The organism is Planctomycetota bacterium (assembly GCA_026387035.1).
GTDB lineage: Bacteria > Planctomycetota > Phycisphaerae > FEN-1346 > FEN-1346 > JAPLMM01.
In genome coordinates this window covers 1-2,283 of the sequence record JAPLMM010000007.1, presented here as the reverse complement: position 1 = coordinate 2,283, position 2,283 = coordinate 1, and the positions used below count along the sequence as shown (strand labels likewise).

Sequence of the window (2,283 nt, the reverse complement as noted above, 5' to 3'; positions counted from 1 at the left end):
CCTGATGTTGCTCTGCCTTGCGCCGCTTGCCCAGGCCGTTGCCGCAGAGCCCGCCACTGTCACCATCGACCCCGACAAGGTCCTCGGCCGCATCGACGAGAAGGTGTACAGCCACTTTCTGGAGCACATCTATCACTCGTGCAACGGCGGCCTGTGGGGCGAACTCATCTGGGGCCGCAGTTTCGAGGAGTGGCCCCGCGGCGGCAACTGGTCCGTCGAAGGCGACTGCCTCGTGCAGAAGGACATGGGCACCAACATCCGCCTCCTCTTCGGCGACCCGGCTTGGACCGACTACGAATTCACCCTCGAGGCCCGAAAGACCGCCGGCAACGAGGGGTTCCTCATCCTCTTCCGCGTCGCCGGCGACGACGATTTCTACTGGTGCGACCTCGGCGGATGGGGCAACAAGCGGCACGCCCTGCAGCGCGGCATCAAGGGCCAGGGCCAATGGGGCACCGTGGGGCCGGTCGTCGACGGGGCCATCGAAACGGACAAGTGGTGCCGCGTCCGTATCCGGTGCGAGGGCCGCCGCTTCCAGGTCTGGCTCGACGACGAGCGGATCATCGACTTCACCGACGACTCGAAGGCCCACCTCGCGGGTCGCGTGGGCCTGGGCACCTGGAGCACCCAGGCCCAGTACCGCCGCCTCAAGGTGACCGACCTGGGGGGCAAGGTCCTTTACGAGGGTCTGCCCACGTCGCTGCGCAGGCCGACGGCCGCCAAGTGGTGGACGTCGTACGGCGACGGCCAGGTCGACCGGACCTCGGCCGACCCGCTCAACGGCGACTTCTGCCAGATGATTTCCGGCGACGGCGGCGAGACCGGCGTCCGGCAGACGCCCCTGTGCATCCGCAAGGGCGAGACGTATCGCGGGTCGCTGTGGGTGCGCGGCAGCGCGCCGGACGGCATCGTGGTGCGCCTGCTGGACGGAGACCGGAAACTGGGCGAGACGGCGACCGGTGTGCCGTCCCAGGAGTGGCGCGAGGTGGGCATGGAGTTCAAGCCCGGGGCGGACGCCGAGAACGCCACGCTCCAGATCGGCCTGCGCGGCAAGGGACAGGTCTGGATCGACCAGGTCAGCCTCATGCCCGAATCGTGGCGGGCCGCGGGCGGGTACCGGCCGGACCTCCTGAAGGCCATCGCCGACCTGCGGCCGCCGGTAATCCGGTGGCCGGGCGGGTCCTTCTCGGCCCACTACCGCTGGAAGGACGGCATCGGCCCGCAGTCCAAGCGGCGCCCGTATCCGCGCTTCATGTGGGACGACAAGGACGTCAACTCCTTCGGCACTGATGAGTTTATCACCATGTGTCGTAAGATCGGTGCCGAGCCCGACGTGGTCATCAACATCGGCATGCACGAGCCTGTCGAAAAGCGCGCCGAGTACTGCCAGGAGGCCGCCGACTGGGTGGAGTACTGCAACGGCCCGGCCACGTCGAAGTGGGGCAAGGTCCGGGCCGAGAACGGCTACCTTAAGCCGCACAACGTCAAGTTCTGGGAGCTCGACAACGAGGTCTGGAGCCTGAAGCCCGATGACTACGCGAGCGTCATCAAGCAGTTCGTCCCGGCGATGAAGAAGGTGGACCCCTCGATCACCATCATCGCCTGCGGCAGCTGGCAACTGGGCCGCAACTGTGGCGGCCTCGACACCGCGGTCATCACCCAGGCCGCCGAACTCTCCGATTACCTTAGCGTCCACCATTACGAGAGCCCGGCCAAGTACGCCGACGGCCCGGCCGCGGCCGAGACGTTCTGGCGGTCGCTGGGCGAGAAGATCGCCGCGTCGAAGAACCCCGGGATGAGGCTCTTCGTGTCGGAGTGGAACGCCCAGTCCACCGACTGGCGCACCGGCCTCTATGCCGGCGGGGCGCTCAACGTCTTTGAACGGTGCACCGGCATCGTCGGGATGGCGGGGCCGGCGCTGTTCCTGCGGCACGTCTCGGCCTCGGCCTGGGACAACGCCTTCATCAACTTCGACCACCGCACGTGGTTCCCCGCGCCGAACTACGTGGTCATGAAGTTGTGGCGCGACCACTACGCGCCCGTGCGCGTTGCGGCCGGCGGCGTGCCGGAATCGCTGAACGCCATCGCTACGAAGTCCGAGGACGGCCGCTCGCTGCACTTCAAGGTCGTGAACCCCACAGGGCAGCCGGTGGCGCTCAAACTGGCGGTGGGCGCCGGCTTTGCCGTGGGCAAGGCCGAGATGCACATCGTGGCGCCGGGGTCGCTGGAGGCCCGCAACACGCTGGAGAAGCCGGATGCCGTGCGGCCGGAGGCCGGCGCGGC

General features: G+C 68.1%; 1 protein-coding gene. It reads left to right on the top strand.

Annotated features, from left to right (window positions below; all coding sequences use genetic code 11):
- On the top strand, positions 1 to 2,283 hold a 2,283-nt coding region (locus NTX40_00335; protein ID MCX5647539.1), incomplete at both ends, for a DUF1080 domain-containing protein.